Raw genomic sequence first — 18,659 nt, 5'->3', positions numbered from 1 at the left:
ATTCGCCACTCTTGATGGAATATTCAAAAAACCTTAAAAAAGATATACAGTTTCTCGTTTAGTCCTCACCTAAACACTGAGACTGAAAACAGAAAACTAAACAAGATGAATTTTAAAATGAAAAAAATATTTTTTATCGCATTTACACTAACAGCATTTTTAAGTTGTAAAAAAGAAACTAAATCTGCAGAAAATGATCTTATCACAGCAGACAGTCCAGAAAAAACCGCTAAACAAAACGATGGTTTAACACTTTTAAAAGGTGACTTTGTTTTTTATGATGGCGCTGCAGTTTTACAAACACATACCAATATTTATGGTGTTTTAATTACCGATAAAATGCACGAACTAAACAAAAAAGCTGAAACTCATAAATCGAATCCAACAGACATGGTTCCTGTAGAGATTAGAGGAAGAATCACAAATAAAAAAGACGAAAAAATACTTTGGGAAAATAAAGTTGAAATTGTTGAAATTTTAAACGTAACAGCACCAAAGCAAGAAGATAATAACGTTGTAAAATTAGAGAACTAATCAATATAGAAAAAGAATCAAGATAAAAGAAAATAGACTTAGAATCTTGAACTTAAAACTTTGAATTAAAAAGTATGTTAAAAATTGATAATTTACACGCAAGTGTTGAAGATAAAAGCATTTTACAAGGCATAAACCTTGAAGTAAAAGCGGGTGAAGTACATGCTATTATGGGACCTAATGGTTCTGGAAAAAGCACATTAGCTTCTGTTATTGCAGGAAAAGAAGAGTATGAGGTTACAAAGGGCTCTATTGAATTTAAAGGCGAAAACATTGATGAATTAGCTGCCGAAGAACGCGCCCATAAAGGAGTCTTTTTATCGTTTCAATACCCTGTTGAAATTCCTGGTGTTTCTGTTACTAACTTTATAAAAACTGCTATTAACGAAACCAGAAAAGCCCAAGGATTAAATGATATGCCTGCTAAAGACATGCTTAAATTAATCCGTGAAAAATCTGAGATGTTAGAAATCGACAGAAAGTTTTTATCACGTTCTTTAAACGAAGGGTTTTCTGGAGGCGAGAAAAAACGTAACGAGATTTTTCAAATGGCCATGCTAGATCCACAGTTGGCTATCCTTGATGAAACCGATTCTGGTCTCGATATCGATGCATTACGTATAGTTGCAAATGGTGTAAACAAACTTAAAAGCAAAGACAACGCCGTAGTTGTTATCACCCACTATCAACGCTTATTAGATTATATTGTTCCTGATTTTGTACACGTTTTATATAACGGAAAAATTGTAAAATCGGGCACAAAAGAATTGGCTCATGAGCTTGAAGAAAAAGGTTACGACTGGATTAAAGAAGAAGTGAACGCTTAAAATTAGTTGGCAGTATTCAGTCTCTAGTTGGCAGTTGCTTACTCAAATTCTGATTACTCTTTCTATTTTATTCAAAAATAAAACAGTAATAAATTACACAGTTTTAGTAGTGCTTTTGGCTGCTTACTGAAGACTGATCACTGAAGACTGAGACAATGGATTTAAAAGAAAAATTATTATCATCCTTTTTAGTATTTGAAAATCAAGTAGACATTGACACCTATGTGCACGATGTAAGAAATGATGCTATTAAAATATTTGAAGAAAAAGGCTTTCCAACAAAAAAAGAAGAAGCTTGGAAATACACTTCCCTAAATAAAATATTAAAAGAGGATTATAGCCTATTTCCTCAACAGGAAGATGCTATAGATTATAAAGACATTAAAAAATATTTCATCCACGATATAGACACCTATAAAATTATATTTATCGATGGTAAATATTCGTCTCACTTATCACAAACCACACACGATGGCATAGATGTTTGCTTAATGTCTTCTGCGCTTTCAAAGCCAAAATACCGTATTTTAATTGAAAACTATTTCAATAAAGCTGCTACAAAAGACAGTCTGTCATCATTAAACACAGCCTTTTCGAGTGAGGGAGCCTATATTCATATTCCTAAAAATAAAATGGTAGAAAAGCCCATTCAAATTATACATTTTTCTACAGGAAACGAATCTGCTACCATGCTACAACCACGTAATTTAATTGTGGTTGACGAGAATTCGCATGTGCAAATTATAGAACGTCATCAAAGTTTAAACAACAATCCAGTACTTACAAATAGCGTTACCGAAATTTTTACAAATAAGCGCGCTATTGTAGATTATTATAAAATTCAGAACGATAATTCAAACGCATCTTTAATAGATAATACGTTTATAAAACAAAAGAAAGAAAGTGTAGCATCTGTACACACTTTTGCTTTTGGCGGTAAATTAACACGTAACAATCTAAACTTCTTTCAAGAAGGAGAACGCATTGATTCTATCCTAAAAGGCGTGACCATTATTGGTGAGAAACAGCATGTAGATCACAACACATTGGTACATCATATAGAGCCAAATTGTGAAAGTCATCAAGACTACAAAGGTATTTTTGGAGAGAATTCAACAGGTGTTTTCAATGGAAAGATTATTGTAGAAAAAGAAGCCCAGAAAACCAATGCATTTCAAGCAAACAATAACATCCTTGTAAGTGATAAAGCGACTATTAATACCAAACCTCAGCTCGAAATTTTTGCAGACGATGTTAAATGTTCGCACGGTTGTACCATTGGACAATTAGACGAAAGTGCTATGTTTTATATGCGTTCGCGTGGTATTCCAGAAAAAGAAGCCAAAGCACTTTTAATGTATGCCTTTAGCAACAATGTATTAAATTCGGTTAAAATTCCCGAAATGAAACAACGCATTACTAAGATTATCGCGAAGAAATTAGGAGTCAATATTGGTTTCGATCTGTAGTTTTTTGACATTCCTTCTCTCATTTCGACCTCGCTCAATGACCCAAAGGAACCTCATAATACTACCAACATAAATTATTTGAAACCATGTTCAACGTACAAGACATAAGAAAAGACTTTCCCATTCTTTCACGTAAAGTAAATGGGAAACCCTTAGTGTATTTTGATAATGCTGCAACATCACAAACACCACAACAAGTTATTGATGCCATTGTAGATTATTATTCAAACTACAATGCTAATATTCATCGTGGGGTACACACATTAAGTCAAGAAGCAACAGATTTATACGAACAAGCACGTCTAAAAATACAAGCACATTTTAATGCTAAGTTTTCACATGAAATTATACTAACATCGGGAACAACACATAGTATTAATTTAGTAGCAAATGGGTTTTCTTCCCTCCTAAAAAAGGGAGACGACATTATAGTTTCTGCTTTAGAACACCATAGTAATATCGTGCCCTGGCAAATGCTTTGTGAACGCACTGGAGCCACTCTTAAGGTCATACCAATGAATGAAGAAGGCGAATTAGTTATGAGTGCTTTTGATGATTTAATATCTGAAAACACAAAACTTGTTTTTGTAAACCACATATCAAATGCTTTAGGAACTATTAATCCTATTGAATATATCATAGAAAAAGCACACGAAGTTGGTGCTGCCGTTTTAATAGACGGCGCACAAGCCTGTCCTCATATAAAACCAGATGTTCAAGCTTTAGATGTTGATTTTTATGTAGTTTCGGCTCATAAAATGTGTGGCCCAACAGGTGTAGGTATGCTTTATGGAAAAGAAGCATGGCTTAATAAATTACCTCCTTATCAGGGAGGTGGCGAAATGATTGCTGAAGTAACGTTTGAGAAAACAACTTATGCCGATTTACCACACAAGTTTGAAGCTGGCACACCAAATATTGCTGGAGGTATTGTTTTTGGAGCAGCTATCGATTACATGAACACTATTGGATTTGATGCCATAGCAGCTTACGAAAACGATTTGCTAGAGTATGCTACAAAAAAACTATTAACGATAGACGGTCTAAAAATATATGGAACCTCTAAAAACAAAACATCGGTAATCTCTTTTAATTTAGAGCATATTCACCCTTACGATGTTGGTACTATTTTAGATAAGTTAGGAATTGCAGTACGTACAGGACACCATTGTGCGCAACCAATCATGGATTTTTATTGTATTCCAGGAACTGTTCGTGCATCTTTTTCATTTTACAATACTAAAGAAGAGATTGACGCCTTAGTTGAAGGTGTTAAGAAAGCTAAAATGATGCTGTCTTAATATTTTTATAAAACGAAATCCTATGAAATTCCTTTTTATAATTCTATCTCTTGCATTTATAGACAGTCGGTGCTCAGAATCTAAAATAGATCAAGAAACTATTTCACTTGAATATTCAGCGCAATCGAGAGGTCTTTATAAAAACATTAAGATCAACAAAAAGAATATCTCTTTTGAAAACAAAAGAAACACCTCGCCTCTTATCAAAGCGTGCAGTCAAACACACTGGAACAATCTATTAAAAGCACTTAAACCCATTGATGTTGAAAATATACCTAATCTAAAAGCCCCTTCAGAAAATCGTCTTTTTGATGGAGCCGCTATAGCAAGGTTAAAAATTATTTATGATGGAACGACTTATGAGACGAAACCTTTCGATCATGGAAATCCACCAAAAGAAATAGAAATACTTGTTAAAGAAATACTATCTACATCAGAAAACATTGAATAGGAAACTTTCTTGTTGTATTTTTGTATAAAATTGTTATTGTGACCATTAAAGATATTCAAAACGAAATAATAGACGAATTCTCGATGTTTGATGATTGGGAGGAACGTTACCAATATATGATTGATTTAGGTAAAGATTTACCTTTAATTAACGAGCAATACAAAACGGATAGCAACATTATTAAAGGTTGCCAAAGTAAAGTTTGGGTACACGCCGAAATGAAAGACGATAAAATAGCTTTTACAGCAGATAGCGATGCTATTATTACTAAAGGTATTATTGCGATTTTAATTCGCTCATTTTCAAACCAGCACCCAAAAGATATTATTGACGCAAACACCGATTTTATAGATAAAATTGGTTTAAAAGAACATTTGTCTCCTACGCGTGCCAATGGTTTAGTAAGTATGGTAAAACAACTTAAAATGTATGCTATCGCGTATCAAACACAATTGAATTGATTGTCATTCCTGCGAAGGCAGGAATCTATTAATGAGATTTCCGCCTTAGCGGAAATGAAAAAAAATATAGTTATGAGTGAAACAACAATAGATACAAACGCATTAGGCGAAAAAATAGTAAATGTCTTAAAAACTATTTACGATCCAGAAATTCCTGTTGATATTTATGAACTAGGTCTTATTTATGACGTCTTTGTTAACGAAGATTACGACGTTAAAATTCTAATGACTTTAACAACACCTAACTGCCCTGTAGCAGAAACATTACCATTAGAAGTTGAAGAAAAGGTAAAATCTTTGAACGAAGTAAAAAGTGCTGAAGTAGAAATTACTTTCGATCCGCCTTGGACACAAGAACTTATGAGTGAAGAAGCTAAATTAGAATTGGGGATGCTTTAAAATAAAAGCTCTTAAAACTGACTGACTATCCCCAGGCAAACTATAAGGGTATACTTCGGCTCCACTCAGCACTGGTTTTTGCCAGTTTCATTTGGCCTTTAGAGGCAAATTTTACCTCACCCAGAACTGCAAAAAAAGCCGTTCTGATGGCTCCAAAAGAGCGATGTAATTAGGAAACCCTGCCTCCAAGCAGAGAATTTTTAGATTAAACCTTAAATTGTATGGATAGAGGTTATTATAAAACAAAAGAATCTGTTGAAGAATATATAAAATTAGCAAAAGGTTTTAATGGATCTCAACTGATAGAAAAACTTAAAAAAGTTTTACCCAACAATTCAGTTTTACTTGAAATAGGTTCTGGTCCAGGTAGTGATTGGGAAATCTTAAAAAAGTCATTTAATGTTGTAGGGTCTGATAATTCAGCCGAATTTTTGAGCTTTTTAATTGCTAAAAACCCTAATGAAGAATTCTTAGAGTTGGATGCTATAACTTTAAAAACTGATAAAAAATTTGATGGTATCTACTCAAACAAAGTAATGCATCATTTAAGAGATAATGAGTTAACCGAATCCTTTAAAAGACAACACGATATTTTAAACTCTAATGGTATAATTTGTCATTCTTTTTGGAGCGGAGAAGGCTCTGAAATTTTTAAAGGTCTTTTTGTGAATTACCATAACAAGGCTGATCTTAAAAAGTTTTATGAAAATAGTTTTGAAATTCTACATCTAGATTTTTATAAAGAATTTGATGATAATGATTCTCTTTTATTAATTGGAAATAAAAAATAAAATGCCAGACGAAATCATAAATCGCGTAGCGAATAGTAACCTAGTAACAGTAAATCTTGAAGATTATTATCCTGAAGGATCCCGTGTGCTTTTCGATATTAAAGATTGGTTGTTTGAAGGCTTTGTATTGCGCGAAAAAGACTTTAGAGCCCAGGCCTCAGCGTTTGATTGGTCTCAATATCAAGACAGTTATGTAGCCTTAACGTGCAGTAGTGATGCTATTATTCCAGGATGGGCATACATGCTTCTTAGCATTTATTTAGAACCTTTTGCAAAAAAGATTATTATTGGTAATTTAGAATCCCTGGAAACGTCTATTTATCAAGACATTTTAAACCAACTAGATATTACCGAATTTAAAAACAAACCAATTATTATAAAAGGGTGTTCAAAAAAACCAGTTCCACAAAATGCTTATATTATGCTTGCTAATAAATTAAAGCCTTTTGCTAAATCTATTATGTATGGAGAAGCGTGTTCTTCCGTTCCTCTTTACAAAAATAAATGATCTTATATTTACTGTGACCTAATTTTAGAAAAGGGTCTAACACATATTATTTCCCTCTAACATTAAACGATTAACTCAACTATTAATTAATTCAAAAAATGAAAAAACTATTATTATTATTTACTTTCTTTATTGGAATAGCTTCAATAAATGCACAAGAAACTTTAGAAGAATTGAAAGCGGCTCAAGGTCCTAAAAAAGATTCTATTGCAGCAATCCAAGCTCGTGTTAATGCTATTCAATCAAAAATTGATGCCTTACCAGGATGGAAAAAAGGTGCTTTTGGTACCATTGGAGGTAGTATATCTAGTTTTAAAAACTGGTATTCGCAGGGATTTCCAAATAACAACTCAGGAAATATTGGCTTTACGGTAAATGTCTTTGCCAATTTAACTAAAGAAAAATTCTTTTGGAGAAACAGTGCTAATGTAAACCTATCTTGGGTAAAACTAGATGATAAAGACGATCCTACAGATAGCGACTCGTTTAGAGAAGCAACAGATGTTTTTAATATCACCTCTTTATACGGGCACAAACTAAATGATAAATTTGCAATCTCTGGATTGGCAGAATACAGAACAACTATTTTAAGCAATTTCAATGATCCTGGGTATTTAGATTTAGGTATTGGTGCTACCTGGACACCTATAAAAGATTTAGTTGTGGTAATACATCCTTTAAACTATAACTTTATTTTTAGCAAAGAAGATACTGTTTTTGAATCTTCATTAGGAGCAAAAATCCTTGTTGATTATACAAAACAAATAAAAGCTGTTAGCTTTAAAACGAACCTATCGATGTTTCAAAGTTATGAAAGCTCAGATTTGTCAAACTGGACATGGACCAATTCTTTTGGATATACTTTATGGAAAATGATTGGTGTAGGTTTCGATTTTGGCTTAAGAAACAACAAACAAGAAGCACTTAATTACGCTTTGGATCCTGAAACACCAACTACAGCAACTTCTTTCGAAGATGTTGATAATGATTTACAAACCTATTGGATGTTTGGACTAAACTACAAGTTCTAAAACAAGCTTAAACAACATATATATAAAGAGACTGTCTAAAAAGTGATGAACTTTGTCATCTAGAGATCTGTGTTAAAAATTTTAACTAGCGGATGAAATGACGTAATTGTGGTGTCATCAGAGGAGGTACGACTGAAGAACCTTTAGATATTAATGATAAAGATTCTTCGACTCCGACAATTGTCGGAATGCACTGAATGACAAGCAATTGAAAGTTAGCTGTTTACAAAACACGTCAGTGGTAGGCTATTGAAAACAAAATATATTTTGTTTGAAGATATAAGCGAAGCTTACGACTGAAGAATCTTTAGAGATTAATAATAAAGATTCTTCGCTGTGCTCTGAATGAAATAATTGAAAGTTAGTTGTTTATAAAACACGCCAATGGTAGCAAAGCGAAGAATCTTATTTATCTAAAAATCATAATATTAAAAATTTTAGAAATGCTTCACAGCTTTGCTGCTACCTTCGAAATAAAATATATTTTGTTTCGAAGGTAATATTCAGAATGACATCTTCTAGACAGCCTCTTTTTTTGTTTTAAAAATTATTTGAAGCATCCTAAGTTTGTTTTTTCTTAAGAAAAAACAAATCCTCACTTTTGGTAGATTTTCAGAAAAAGATCAGCACTCAAATACGACTACATCCACACACTCTTTTTCTCATATTACATCACACACAATACACTTTATCTTGTTTTTGTGCATTTTGTCGATAATTTTTTATAAATTGCAGTCCTATTCTGATTGAAATTGTAAAATATAGATTATAAAAAGCATGATTAAATCGAATAATCAATATATAAATTTAGATGTATTAAAAGAAAGTACTTTTGATGATGCATCCATTATTAAAGAAATAATGGAGTTATTTCTTGAAATTATAGATGAGTATGTAGAAACTTTAACTTATCAGTTTCCTAATAAAAATTGGGATTTGTTATTTAAAGCTACACACAAAATAAAGCCTAACATTAACATGTTTGGTATTTCAAAATTAGAATCGACCATACTTGAATTAGAATCTAACTTTAAAAACGAGCAAAATTTAGATACTACCAATACACTTGTCACCTATTGTTTTTCAGTTTTTAAAGAAGTAAAAAGAGAAATACAAACCGAACTTAAATCAATGAATGATGAATAAAAAGAAAATTGTTTTAGCAGAAGACAACTCGACACTTTCATTATTATTGAAGTTTAGATTAGAAAAAGAGGGTTACGAATTGCTTATGGCACAAGACGGTAGAGAAGCTTTAGAGGTCATAGAAAAAGAAACTCCCGATTTAATTCTAACAGATATTATGATGCCCTTTGTTAGTGGGTTAGAAGTTATAAGTCACATTAGATTAAAATTAGATTTAGACACTCCAATTATTGTATTCTCTTCGGCGGGTCAGGAAGAAATGGTAATTAAGGCATTTAATTTAGGTGCTAACGACTTTATGGGTAAACCATTTAGTCCCAATGAACTAATAATTAGGGTAAAAAGGCTTTTAAGTTAAAAACACTATTTAGCATGGCAACTTATCAATACCTTATTGATTATTTTAATGAATCCCCGCTCTTAATAAAACTAGCCTGGGGAGTTAGCTCTGCTTTATCTGTAGCCATTGTTATTCTTACTTTATACTTAAAATTAATACGAGCAACACTTAGAAAAAGAGATGCAGAAAGTGCCAAATTTAGAAAAGACTACGAAGCAACATTAATTGAATATCTATATTCAGGCTCTGAAAACGGCACTATTAATGACCTTCAGCTAACTATAATAGAAAAACTAAAAGCTTCGGTACCTATAAAATCGAAACGAAAAATAATTATTTCCATTTTATATAATTTAATGAATGAAGTGTCTGGCGAAATGTCCGATTCAATTCAAACACTTTATTATAAAACAGGCCTTTACGATTATGCCTTAGCACGTTTAAAAAACAAGAACTGGTATATCATAGCAAAAGGCATTGGTGAACTTACACGTTTTAAAATTGAAGAGGCACACGACCTTGTAGAACCATTCATCATGCATCCAAGACATGAAGTTAGAAAAGAAACCCAACTATACATGGTTAACATGTTTAGATTTAAAGGGCTTACTTTTTTAGATGATCTAAAAGCACCATTATCTGAATGGGCACAGGTACAATTACTAGAAACACTTCAAAAATTTGACGATCAACAGATTTGTGATATTAAGCCCTGGTTAAAATCTAAAAATGAAACAGTGGTTTTATTTGCCTTAAAACTAGCTAAGATTTATAATCAATTTGAAGTTAAAGACACCTTAATCGAGTTACTATCTCATCCTATAAAAGAGGTTAGAGTTAGCGTTATAGAAGCATTAACAAGTCTATATGGTATAGAAGCAAAAGAAATGCTAAAAGCCAATTTTAATGAGCTTAGCCTAGAAGAACAAATTAGTTTCTTTGGTTTACTCGAAAAATTAGTAGTCCCATCAGACGAGCCTTTTATTGAAAAGCACCTTTTTCATAAAAACTTCGAAATACAATTATTAGCACTTAAAATATTAAAATCTATTAATCTGGATAAATTTATGGGACTTAGTAAATCCCCTAAAAGCAAAGGAAGTAAAAGAATAATAAAATTTGTAAATAATATATAATTATGGATACTAGTACGGTTAAAATAATTTTACAAATACTCCATTATCTGTTTTTTGGTTATGCATTTGCTGCTATTACCTCTTATATCATTCTATCAATAATATCTGGAAAAGAAACTATAGAGTACCTTAAAAAAAATAGTTTTGTTAATTATAAAGACATCCTATCCTCGACCATGTCGCCCTCAATAACCATAATTGCTCCTGCTTATAATGAGAGTCTAAATGTTGTTGAAAACGTAAGATCACTATTATCTAATCATTATGTTAACTACAATGTTATTATTATTAACGACGGGAGTAGTGATAACAGTTTAGAAAAACTTATTGAAGCTTACGATTTAGAAAAAATTGATTTTATAATTAACGAAAAAATTAAAACGCAACCCCTGCGTACTGGCGTTTTTAAATCTAAAAATCCTGCCTTTGAAAAGTTAATGGTGGTCGATAAAAAAAACGGCGGAAAAGCAGACGCCTTAAACATGGGGCTAAACATTAGTAAAAGCAAATATGTTGCCTGTATAGATGTAGATTGTTTACTCCTGGAAGATGCACTTCAAAAAATGATTAAACCGTTTTTAGAAGTCACCAATGCCAAAGTAATTGCAGCTGGAGGTGTTATTCGTATTGCTAACTCATGTATTATTAGAGGCGGTAAATTAATTGATGTTAACCTCCCTAAAAAGCTTTTAGTACAATCTCAAATATTAGAATATTTAAGAGCCTTTTTATTAGGCAGAATGGCATGGAGCCGATTAAACGGCCTGTTAGTAATATCGGGGGCTTTTGGCATATTTGATAAAGAAACAGCTATTGCAGTGGGTGGTTACGATACTCAAACTGTGGGAGAAGACATGGAGATTGTTGTACGCATGCGACGATATATGGAAGAAAAAAACGAAAAATATAGAGTCTCGTATATTCCAGATCCCTTATGTTGGACTGAGGCTCCAGACAATTATAAAATATTTGTTTCACAGCGTAATAGATGGACTCGTGGTACTATTGAAACATTAAAAAAACATCGAAAAATTGGGTTTAACAGAAACTATGGTTCCTTCGGAATGCTAAGTTATCCCTATTGGTTCATTTTCGAACGTCTGGCACCAATAATAGAAGCAGTTGGTATTGTTTATTTTGTCATTTTAATCATTTTAAAAGAAGTGAGGTGGGAATATGCCCTATCGTTTCTTCTTCTGGCCTATATCTTTTCTGTATTATTTTCAATAATTGCCCTCTATTCTGAAGAGTTGACATACCATCAATATAAAAAGAAAGGCACAGGCTATAAACTAGTTCTATTAACAGCACTAGAACCATTCGTTTTGCATCCATTCATTTTATATGCTGCCATAAAAGGGAATTATGATTACTATTTTAATAAGAAAAAAAAATGGGGCGTGATGCAACGAAAAGGTTTAACATCAGTATAGCTAAAACACAGGTACTATGAAATTTAACATCAAAAAAGAAGCTATTAAAAAATATGTGTACTTAACTATATCGTTAATTGCATCATTATTGTTTGTTAGTTTATTTGAGCTTTTTGCTTCAAAAACATCAGAAACAAATATTATTTTAGCCTCAGTATATAAGCTTGTTAATGATTTTTGGAGTGGTTTAATTATAGGAATACTATTGTTTCCTCTCTTTTTATTGTTAACCTCGTTAGTAAAAAAATATGCCGTAATTGTAATAAAGGCGCTATTTATTCTATTCGTAATTATTCAGTTTTCACTTGTAAAGTACAGTTTATCAACTAGTTTAAATTTAGGAGTAGATATATTAGGTTATTCATTTGATGATGCTTTTAGCACCGTTTCTGTATCAGAATCGATCTCCATCACCTATTTTTTACCATTTATAATATTTCCTCTCCTATTCTTATTATTATCTAGATATATTAAATCTATAACCGAAAGAAAGTTAATAGGATTCGGTATTCTGTCTATTGTATTATTAGGCTGTTTAAAATTAATTATCCCAGAAGCATCTTATAAATCACATCAAAATAAAATAGCGTTTTTAACCAACGATATTATAAAATTCCAACGTGATAAAAGTAAAATAAACGCATCTCACTTTGCAAACAGAAACGACTATCCATTATTAAAACCATTCAAGAATTCCAAAGATGTACTATCACCATTCTTAGCATTTAAAGAGGAAAAACCAAATATTGTTTTTATTGTTGTAGAAGGTTTAGGAAGCGAATTTGTAAACGGAAATGAATATAGTGGCTTTACGCCGTACATAGATTCTCTGATATCAAAATCGTTATACTGGGAAAACTTTGTAAGTACAACAGGAAGATCCTTTGGCATATTGCCTTCTTTGTTTGGCTCTTTACCATATGGTGAAACAGGATTTTTAGATCTAACCGAAACACCTTCACACATTTCACTTATTAGTATTTTAAAAGCAAACGGGTACAAAACATCTTATTATTCTGGTGGTCCGTCTAGTTTCGACAGAAAAATTAATTTTTTAGAATATAATGGGATTCAAACACTCATTGATGAAAACAAATATGGTCCTGCTTTTGAAAAAACCAAAGGAAACGATGGCGGATTTTCCTGGGGCTATCCAGATAGCGAAATTTTTAGAAAAGCATTAACTTCTTTTGAAATAGAAAAGCAACCCCGTTTAGATATCGTTATGACGCTTTCTACTCACGAACCATTTGAGTTCCCTAAGAAAGAAGCCTATCTGGCAGAGGTAGACAACATGTTAACAGCTTCTCGAGAATTAGAATCTATAAAAAAACAGATAAATAGTCACAAAGATATTTTTGGATGCCTCCTTTATACCGATAATGCCATAAAAGAATTCATGCATGGTTATAAACAACGCCCAGATTATTCGAATACTATATTTGTAATAACAGGAGACCATAGACTCATACCAATTACTCAAAAAGATAAACTTTGTAGATTCCATGTCCCTTTTTTAATATACAGTCCCATGTTAAAAAAAGCCGATGTTTTTAAATCTGTGTCATCACATTGGGATGTTACTCCAAGCTTATTAAGTAGCTTAATAAAAAACTTTAAATTCAAACCATTAGACAAAACGGCTTGGGTTGGAAATGGACTAGATACAGCCAGACATTTTAGAAATATTCATAAAATACCTTTAATGCGTTATAAAGGCAGCATCAATGATTTTATATATAAAGATTATTTGTATTCAGATGGCGAACTATTCAAAATAAACGAAAATTTTGGAACCTATAAAGTAAATGAAGAGGCTCTGGTAAAAACCATGGAAGACTCCTTATTGGCTTTTAAAAAGGTGAATGCTTATGTAACGCAGCAGAATAAAATTTTTCCAGACTCACTTAATATTTATGTAACTCCAAAAATAACATTTACTCCAGAGCAATTAGCTTCAATCAATGCGCATTCTAAGGGAAAAACATACGATGAAATTTTATTTATTGCCAGAGACTTATCATTTAAAAAACAATATAAAATCGCTCGTTTATTATGTGATTATATATTAAATGAATACCCTAATTATACAGATGCCCGAATATTAAAAGGGCGGACTTTAGCCTGGGAAAAAGATTATGAAAAGTCTGAAAAAGTATTATTAAATGCCATTAAAAGGTCTCCTTATTATTACGATGCTTATTTAGCAATTTTAGATATGTATTGGTGGTCTGGGCAAGACGATAAATCTGTAAAAATATTTAACCAATCCATAAAAAATGATGTTTTAAATCCAGAGGTATCCTTTAAAATGGCTAAAGCTTACAACAGACTAAACAATAAAGTATTTGCCGCTAGATTAATGGATAGCATTATAAAAATTCATCCTAACAATTCCGATTATCTAAGCTTTAAAAAGAGCTTAAAATAAAGACCCATTCAAGTTATGAATAAGTATGTTTTCATCATATTAATTTTCATCCATTTTTGTTCTTTTGGGCAACAAAAAGCCTTTACAGGCAATCCAGACAGAGCCTTTAAAGTCGCAAGAGATTTGGCCTTTAATAAACAAAGAAAACAGGCTCAAGACACCCTGTTATTCATACTAACAAAATATCCAGACTATCATGACATCCGTTCGTTTTTAGGCAGTACGTATTCCTGGGATGGTCATTACAAAAAAGCCAAAGATGCGTTTAATTATGTATTAAAGAAATCGCCAGACAGATTAGATACTTGGGAAGCTGCTATTAAGAATGAATTATGGAGTGCTGCGCCTTTTAGTGCATTAGAAATGATAAAAAAAGCTTTGAAGCATTTTCCTGAGAACTCAGAAATTTTATATTTAAAAGCAAGTGCTGAAGAGGCATCCAATAATCCTGAAGAAGCGTTGGTAACTATAGAAACCATTTTAAAAAATGATTCCAACCATAAAAAAGCCAAAGCTTACAAAACCAGTTTAACAACCAAACTAAGCTTGAATACTATTGGGCTAAAAGCTTCAGTTGATTTATATTCTCAGGTTTTTGACCCCATGCAATTTTATTTAATAAAATATGCCAGAGCCACTAAATATGGAAGTATTCACGGTAAAATCAATATTAACAGACGGTTTCAATCTAATGGTGTTCAATTTGAAATTGATATGTATCCTAGAATAACAAATGGTTTATATGCTTATTTAAATTTTGGAATGTCTAACTCCTTTTTATTTCCAGATATAAGATATGGCGCAGAATTATATAAATCCCTACCCAAAAGTTTTGAAGCTTCATTAGGTTTTAGAGCTTTAAAATTTAGTGCAACCACTACTATATACACAGGTGCTGTTGGATGGTATCAGAAAAATAATTATTGGTCATTTAGAGCTTATGTAACGCCTGGCGAACCTAAAGCTAGTAAATCTGGAACCTTAAGTTTTAGAAAATACAGAAGCGATGCTAATAACTATTTTAGTGTTGACGTTGGAGCAGGTTTTTCTCCTGAAGAAAACAGGTTTAATTTTGGAGGCAATGAGAATGCTATTATTAATTTACAATCTCAAAAGTTTAATTTAGGCTATTATTTTTCTTCAAAAAACAATACTAATCTTTGGGGAGCTCAGGCAGGTATAGCACATCAGGAAATCAGTTTTAATCCAGGGTCTTATTTCTGGATCTATTCATTTTCATTATCTTGGGACTTACTATTTAAATAATAAATTATCAATCAAAAAAATTAGATGAATCAGAAACTTAAAACATCTTTGGCATTTGCAAAAAACCTATTAGTTACAGGTGCTATATCTGAAACTAGTAGACAGGTTGAAATTGATATTTGTAAACATATTTCAAAAGAAGATAATAAAGTTATTGTAGAGTTTGGAATGGGACATGGTAATATAACTCAAGAAATATTAAACACAATAGCGCCAACTTCAAAACTATATGCTTTTGAAGTAAAGGAAAGTTTTTGTGATCATGTAAAAAAAAATATATTTGACGATAGATTAATCATTGTTAACGACGGAGCACAAAACTTAAAAAAACATGTAAAAGAAAATGTAAATGCTGTAATTTCTTCCATTCCTTTTTCTTTTTTTAGCAAAGAAAAAGGCTTAACCATTATACAAGATGCTTACAGTCTTTTAGAAAACAATGCCTATTATAGCCAAGTCTTATATACTAAATTTAACTTCAAGAAATTTCAACAAGTATTTGAAGCATGTGAAATGACTTCAAACAAAAACTTTATAACAGAATATGTTTATCACTGTAGAAAGGTTAGAAACTAAAGCATCACATTTCCCTTAATTAACATATTTTACACATCATTCTATATTTGCAAAAGGCTAGTGTCATTCAGAGCATTCCGACAATTGTCGGAGTCGAAGAATCTCTCTGTTTTTTACACCAAATAGAAATTAAAGGCTCTTCTAATTATTCCTTTTATATACTTATTAGTAAAATTAGATTCTTCAGTCGTACCTCCTTCTGATGACATAGCAGTCTTATTTTGTCCAAAAGGCTAGTGTCATCAGAGCAAAGCGAAGAATCTCTCTATATTTTACCTTATGAATAACAATTTACTTCTTTTTCTTAAATGCTTTCTTTTTCTTCTTTTTTCCGAAAATTCTTTTAAGAAATCCATCTCGTTTTTCTGGATTACAATCCAAATCGTCCAGAACTTCCTGAGGAACTATTTCAAATTGACTTTTTGTAATACTATTAAAGCGGGCGTCTGCATTCATTTTTTGATAAAATTTTGCAAAAACTGGTAATGCCGAATTAGCACCTTGACCTATCCCAGTGGATTTAAACCCTAAGCTATGATTATCATTACCAACCCATGTTACGGTAACAAGTTTTGGCGTAATGCCCACAAACCAGCCATCTTTATTATTTTGAGTCGTTCCTGTTTTCCCTGCAATATCATTTTTAAGGTGATATGCTGTTCTCAGTCTGGATGCCGTTCCTGTATTAACTGTAGACTGCATTATTTTCAACATCACCTGTCTGGTGTAATCACCATATGCCTTTTCCTTACTAACTTTAGGTTTAAATGATGCTATAACACGCCCTTCTTTATCTTCAATTTTAGTAATCGCATAAGGTTTTGCACTTTCGCTGGCATTCACATAACCAGCATAAGCACCAGTGAGTTCTTTCAAATTAATCTCTGCAACACCTAAAGCCAGGGATGGTTTCTCGGGAAGCTCCTTAGAAATACCCATTTTTTTTGCTTGTTCTACGACATTTTCTATCCCAACTTTATTTAAAACTTTTACCGCAATGGTATTCACAGAATTACTTAATGCCGTTTCTAAATTATAATTAAGATGCTGCGTTTCTTCATCCTTCCCAGAATTACTAGGCGTCCAATTATCATAATCTGTATATGTTACTTCCGATAATGAAAAATAAGTGCAAGGTTTCATGCCATTTTCAATAGCCGTGGTATATACAAAAGGCTTGAATGTAGAACCTACTTGACGTTCACTTTGCGACACATGATCGTATTTAAAAAAACGAAAATCAATACCGCCTAAATAAGCTCTTATAGCTCCTGTTTGAGGTTCTATAGATAGCATCCCTGTATTTAAAAACTTCAAATAATGCTTTAAACTATCAATAGTAGATACATTTTTAATCGTATTCCCTGTCCATGTAAATAATTCCGTTTTACGTTTTACAGATAGCGAATCTAATATTTGCGTTTCTGTTAACCCTGATTTTTTATAAGATTTGTAAATCGGAAGATTTCTTATCGCAGTTTGGATAATATTTTTATTGGTAAGCCACGGAGCCGATTTTCCATAAGATGCCTCATGAGCACTCTGTAAGCTTGAAAGATGTTCTTTCATAGCTTTTTCGGCAAGTACTTGCATGTTTGAATTTAAAGTCGTGTGAACAATTAAACCATCTCTATACAAATCGTACGAATCGCCGTTTGCTTTTTTTAATGTATCTAATACCGTTGCTAACTCTCTTTTTACTTCTGCTCTAAAATAGGGCGCTAACCCCACATCGTGATTAAAAGATTTATAGTTTAAAACGATATCTTGTTTTGTAAACAAATCCACCGAATCTTGGGATATATAATCATATTTTAGCATTTGTTGGAAGACCACATTCCTTCTCGATTGGCTTCGCTCTAAATAAAGCCTTGGGTTATAATAATTTGTTGCTTTTAAAGTTCCTACAAGTGTTGATGCCTCCGAATGCGTTAGTGCAGAAGCCGATTTATTAAAAAATTTACGCGAAGCACTTTCAATGCCATAAGTATTATCGGGAAAAGGAACTGTATTAAGATAAAGCGTTAGAATATCTTCTTTAGAATAAATAGCTTCAATACGTTTTGCTATAATAGATTCCTTAAACTTATTGATTAACATGCTAAAGACCGCATGTTTTTTTCTTCCAAATAAATTTTTAGCCAATTGAAGTGTAATAGTACTACCACCTCCAGACGATTTATCCTGTAAAATAATACTTTTAAAAAACACACGGAGCAAACTCACATTATCAATACCATCGTGCTCATAAAAACGCACATCCTCTGTTGCAATTAAAGCATCAATAAGGTGTTTTGGCAAATCTTTAAAAGTTAAAGGCTGTCTATCGTAAATATAATATTTACCTATTAATTTACCATCTTTATCTAAAACTTGAGTCGCTTCGGCTTGTTTAATAGAACTTAAATCAACTTCAGTAGGTAATTTTCCGAAAAAACCTAAAAAAACACTTATGTAAATGATAGCAAAAAAAACAATAACAGAAGCACAAATTAGCATGCACCACTTAACCCATTTCTTTTTCAATAACACTAAAATCCAATTCATTTTTGGGGTCTC

The 18,659-nt window shown here is 32.0% G+C and carries 18 protein-coding genes; 17 read left to right on the top strand and 1 reads right to left on the bottom strand.

Features of this window, described 5'->3' with window-relative positions; genetic code table 11:
• Window positions 1-117: 117 nt before the first annotated feature.
• The 17 genes from Q4Q40_RS01365 to Q4Q40_RS01285 all read left to right on the top strand — a co-directional run bounded on the left by Q4Q40_RS01365 (window position 118) and on the right by Q4Q40_RS01285 (window position 16,100).
• Complete coding sequence (locus Q4Q40_RS01365; protein WP_303299878.1) at window positions 118-534, top strand: hypothetical protein; 417 nt, start codon at window positions 118-120, stop codon at window positions 532-534.
• Between the two features lie 74 nt (window positions 535-608).
• Window positions 609-1,361, top strand: a complete 753-nt coding sequence (sufC, locus tag Q4Q40_RS01360; protein WP_303299877.1) for a Fe-S cluster assembly ATPase SufC — start codon at window positions 609-611, stop codon at window positions 1,359-1,361.
• A 155-nt stretch (window positions 1,362-1,516) separates the two neighbouring features.
• Window positions 1,517-2,830 carry a Fe-S cluster assembly protein SufD gene (gene sufD / locus Q4Q40_RS01355; RefSeq protein ID WP_303299876.1) on the top strand — a complete coding sequence of 438 codons (1,314 nt, stop codon included), beginning with the start codon at window positions 1,517-1,519 and terminating at the stop codon, window positions 2,828-2,830.
• An 86-nt stretch (window positions 2,831-2,916) separates the two neighbouring features.
• Window positions 2,917-4,131 (top strand): aminotransferase class V-fold PLP-dependent enzyme, encoded by a 1,215-nt coding sequence (locus Q4Q40_RS01350; RefSeq protein ID WP_303299875.1) that lies wholly within the window; start codon window positions 2,917-2,919, stop codon window positions 4,129-4,131.
• 22 nt (window positions 4,132-4,153) lie between these two features.
• A complete protein-coding gene (locus Q4Q40_RS01345) occupies window positions 4,154-4,582 on the top strand; it encodes a hypothetical protein (RefSeq protein WP_303299874.1) in 429 nt (142 codons plus the stop codon).
• Between the two features lie 38 nt (window positions 4,583-4,620).
• Window positions 4,621-5,043, top strand: a complete 423-nt coding sequence (locus Q4Q40_RS01340) for a SufE family protein (RefSeq protein ID WP_303299873.1) — start codon at window positions 4,621-4,623, stop codon at window positions 5,041-5,043.
• Between the two features lie 72 nt (window positions 5,044-5,115).
• Window positions 5,116-5,442, top strand: a complete 327-nt coding sequence (locus tag Q4Q40_RS01335) for a DUF59 domain-containing protein (protein ID WP_303299872.1) — start codon at window positions 5,116-5,118, stop codon at window positions 5,440-5,442.
• A gap of 221 nt (window positions 5,443-5,663) precedes the next feature.
• Entirely contained in the window at window positions 5,664-6,233 is a 570-nt protein-coding gene (locus Q4Q40_RS01330; protein ID WP_303299871.1) for a class I SAM-dependent methyltransferase, read from the top strand.
• A 1-nt stretch (window position 6,234) separates the two neighbouring features.
• On the top strand, window positions 6,235-6,741 hold the full coding sequence (locus Q4Q40_RS01325; protein ID WP_303299870.1) for a DUF2480 family protein: 507 nt from the start codon (window positions 6,235-6,237) through the stop codon (window positions 6,739-6,741).
• Window positions 6,742-6,839: 98 nt separating this feature from the next.
• Entirely contained in the window at window positions 6,840-7,772 is a 933-nt protein-coding gene (locus Q4Q40_RS01320; RefSeq protein WP_303299869.1) for a DUF3078 domain-containing protein, read from the top strand.
• Window positions 7,773-8,549: 777 nt separating this feature from the next.
• The gene (locus tag Q4Q40_RS01315) at window positions 8,550-8,918 is read left to right on the top strand and encodes an Hpt domain-containing protein (protein WP_303299868.1); all 369 of its coding nucleotides are present in this window, start codon (window positions 8,550-8,552) and stop codon (window positions 8,916-8,918) included.
• Window positions 8,911-9,276 carry a response regulator transcription factor gene (locus Q4Q40_RS01310; RefSeq protein ID WP_345027266.1) on the top strand — a complete coding sequence of 122 codons (366 nt, stop codon included), beginning with the start codon at window positions 8,911-8,913 and terminating at the stop codon, window positions 9,274-9,276. The genes Q4Q40_RS01315 and Q4Q40_RS01310 overlap by 8 nt, the downstream gene beginning before the upstream one ends.
• A gap of 14 nt (window positions 9,277-9,290) precedes the next feature.
• Window positions 9,291-10,394: a HEAT repeat domain-containing protein gene (locus tag Q4Q40_RS01305; protein WP_303299866.1), complete on the top strand. Its 1,104-nt coding sequence runs from the start codon at window positions 9,291-9,293 to the stop codon at window positions 10,392-10,394.
• Between the two features lie 2 nt (window positions 10,395-10,396).
• Window positions 10,397-11,827, top strand: coding sequence for a glycosyltransferase family 2 protein (locus tag Q4Q40_RS01300; RefSeq protein WP_303299865.1), 1,431 nt, complete (start codon window positions 10,397-10,399; stop codon window positions 11,825-11,827).
• A gap of 16 nt (window positions 11,828-11,843) precedes the next feature.
• Complete coding sequence (locus tag Q4Q40_RS01295) at window positions 11,844-14,258, top strand: sulfatase-like hydrolase/transferase (protein ID WP_303299864.1); 2,415 nt, start codon at window positions 11,844-11,846, stop codon at window positions 14,256-14,258.
• Window positions 14,259-14,273: 15 nt separating this feature from the next.
• Window positions 14,274-15,524: a YaiO family outer membrane beta-barrel protein gene (locus Q4Q40_RS01290; RefSeq protein WP_303299863.1), complete on the top strand. Its 1,251-nt coding sequence runs from the start codon at window positions 14,274-14,276 to the stop codon at window positions 15,522-15,524.
• Window positions 15,525-15,548: 24 nt separating this feature from the next.
• Window positions 15,549-16,100: a class I SAM-dependent methyltransferase gene (locus Q4Q40_RS01285; RefSeq protein ID WP_303299862.1), complete on the top strand. Its 552-nt coding sequence runs from the start codon at window positions 15,549-15,551 to the stop codon at window positions 16,098-16,100.
• Between the two features lie 291 nt (window positions 16,101-16,391).
• Here Q4Q40_RS01285 and Q4Q40_RS01280 read toward each other — a convergent pair whose 3' ends face one another.
• A complete protein-coding gene (locus Q4Q40_RS01280) occupies window positions 16,392-18,647 on the bottom strand; it encodes a transglycosylase domain-containing protein (RefSeq protein WP_303299861.1) in 2,256 nt (751 codons plus the stop codon).
• Between the last annotated feature and the right edge of the window lie 12 nt (window positions 18,648-18,659).

The sequence above is a fragment of the Flavivirga jejuensis genome, assembly GCF_030540765.1.
GTDB lineage: Bacteria > Bacteroidota > Bacteroidia > Flavobacteriales > Flavobacteriaceae > Flavivirga > Flavivirga jejuensis.
The sequence above is the reverse complement of the archived record's forward strand: the minus strand, read 5'-3'. Positions and strand labels throughout refer to the sequence as shown.

Excerpts from the sequence above, each read along its gene's own strand:
- Q4Q40_RS01365 (WP_303299878.1), top strand. The coding sequence starts at position 118 with ATGAAAAAAATATTTTTTATCGCATTTACACTAACAGCATTTTTAAGT.
- sufC (WP_303299877.1), top strand. The coding sequence starts at position 609 with ATGTTAAAAATTGATAATTTACACGCAAGTGTTGAAGATAAAAGCATT.
- sufD (WP_303299876.1), top strand. The coding sequence starts at position 1,517 with ATGGATTTAAAAGAAAAATTATTATCATCCTTTTTAGTATTTGAAAAT.
- Q4Q40_RS01350 (WP_303299875.1), top strand. The coding sequence starts at position 2,917 with ATGTTCAACGTACAAGACATAAGAAAAGACTTTCCCATTCTTTCACGT.
- Q4Q40_RS01345 (WP_303299874.1), top strand. The coding sequence starts at position 4,154 with ATGAAATTCCTTTTTATAATTCTATCTCTTGCATTTATAGACAGTCGG.
- Q4Q40_RS01335 (WP_303299872.1), top strand. The coding sequence starts at position 5,116 with ATGAGTGAAACAACAATAGATACAAACGCATTAGGCGAAAAAATAGTA.
- Q4Q40_RS01330 (WP_303299871.1), top strand. The coding sequence starts at position 5,664 with ATGGATAGAGGTTATTATAAAACAAAAGAATCTGTTGAAGAATATATA.
- Q4Q40_RS01325 (WP_303299870.1), top strand. The coding sequence starts at position 6,235 with ATGCCAGACGAAATCATAAATCGCGTAGCGAATAGTAACCTAGTAACA.
- Q4Q40_RS01320 (WP_303299869.1), top strand. The coding sequence starts at position 6,840 with ATGAAAAAACTATTATTATTATTTACTTTCTTTATTGGAATAGCTTCA.
- Q4Q40_RS01315 (WP_303299868.1), top strand. The coding sequence starts at position 8,550 with ATGATTAAATCGAATAATCAATATATAAATTTAGATGTATTAAAAGAA.
- Q4Q40_RS01310 (WP_345027266.1), top strand. The coding sequence starts at position 8,911 with ATGAATAAAAAGAAAATTGTTTTAGCAGAAGACAACTCGACACTTTCA.
- Q4Q40_RS01305 (WP_303299866.1), top strand. The coding sequence starts at position 9,291 with ATGGCAACTTATCAATACCTTATTGATTATTTTAATGAATCCCCGCTC.
- Q4Q40_RS01300 (WP_303299865.1), top strand. The coding sequence starts at position 10,397 with ATGGATACTAGTACGGTTAAAATAATTTTACAAATACTCCATTATCTG.
- Q4Q40_RS01295 (WP_303299864.1), top strand. The coding sequence starts at position 11,844 with ATGAAATTTAACATCAAAAAAGAAGCTATTAAAAAATATGTGTACTTA.
- Q4Q40_RS01290 (WP_303299863.1), top strand. The coding sequence starts at position 14,274 with ATGAATAAGTATGTTTTCATCATATTAATTTTCATCCATTTTTGTTCT.
- Q4Q40_RS01285 (WP_303299862.1), top strand. The coding sequence starts at position 15,549 with ATGAATCAGAAACTTAAAACATCTTTGGCATTTGCAAAAAACCTATTA.
- Q4Q40_RS01280 (WP_303299861.1), bottom strand. The coding sequence starts at position 18,647 with ATGAATTGGATTTTAGTGTTATTGAAAAAGAAATGGGTTAAGTGGTGC.